Below are 1,085 nucleotides of genomic sequence, written 5' to 3'. Positions count from 1 at the left end.
GGATGAGGCCCTTGTATGTCCACACCGCTTTTTGACCTGACATTAACCGAAGAACAGCGCATGACCCGTGAAGGAATGCGCAAGATGGTGCGTGATTCCCTGTTTCCGCAATCGCGCGCAGCGGATGACGCAGCAAAGGCGAATGGTGAACTGTTAAACAGCATCGCCGGTTTTGGCCTGGCGTTGATGCCCATGCCGGAAGCTCTGGGCGGTGTGGGCATGCCACGTTCGCCGCTCTCCAACGCGCTGGCAGTGGAAGATCTGGCCGAGGGGGATATTTCTCATACCCTGGCTGCCTTGCAGCCCATGGCTGCCGTCAACGCCCTGGTGGATTTCGGTAGCGACGAGCAGCAGGAACGCTGGTTGCCTGCCATGGCCACGGAAACCTTTACCGGTGCGGCTATCGCGCTGACGGAGCCGCGCGCCACTTTCGAGCCTTCCTCTCCCGCTACCACGGCACAAACTGCAAACGGGCAAGTGGTGCTCAATGGAGTGAAGAGCCTGGTGCCGTTGGCCGAGCAATGTGAGTGGTTTGTAGTGGTGGCGGCGGAAAAGGGAGAGGTATCCGCCTTTATCGTTCCGAAAGACGCGGCCGGCCTGACCATTCAGGCCGAGGCGTATATGGGGCTGCGCAGTGCAGAACCGGCCACGCTGACGTTGGAATCAGTGACCGTGCCCGAGGCCGACCGGTTGGCCCATTTCGATCTGGACCGGCTGCTGGGCCTGTCCCGCATCGGCCAGTGCGCGCTGGCGGTGGGCTGCTGTCAGGCAGTGATGGAATACGCGATCCCCTACGTGAATGAACGCAAGGCCTTTGGCGAGCCCATTGCCTGGCGCCAGTCCGTGGCATTCATGGTGGCTAACATGGCCATCGAGATCGAAGGGATGCGGCTGATGATGCTACGTGCCGCCAGCCGGGCCGACCAGGGCCTGGATTTCCACAAGGAGGCCTATCTGGCGCAGCTGTTGTGCATGGAGAAGGCCATGGAAATCGGCACCAACGGCATCCAGCTGTTTGGTGGAGCGGGCTTCGTTCGCGATTACCCGCTGGAAATGTGGTACCGGAACTTGCGCAGCATTGCCGT

The 1,085-nt window shown here is 61.0% G+C and carries 1 protein-coding gene; it reads left to right on the top strand.

The features are described 5' to 3' along the window. Positions 1 to 15: 15 nt before the first annotated feature. A partial coding sequence (locus A3730_RS07605; protein ID WP_063537833.1) for an acyl-CoA dehydrogenase family protein occupies positions 16 to 1,085 on the top strand: 1,070 nt, incomplete at its 3' end.

The sequence above is a fragment of the Alcanivorax sp. HI0044 genome, assembly GCF_001634945.1.
Note: the sequence above shows the minus strand (reverse complement) of the source record. Positions and strands in the feature narration are given on the sequence as shown.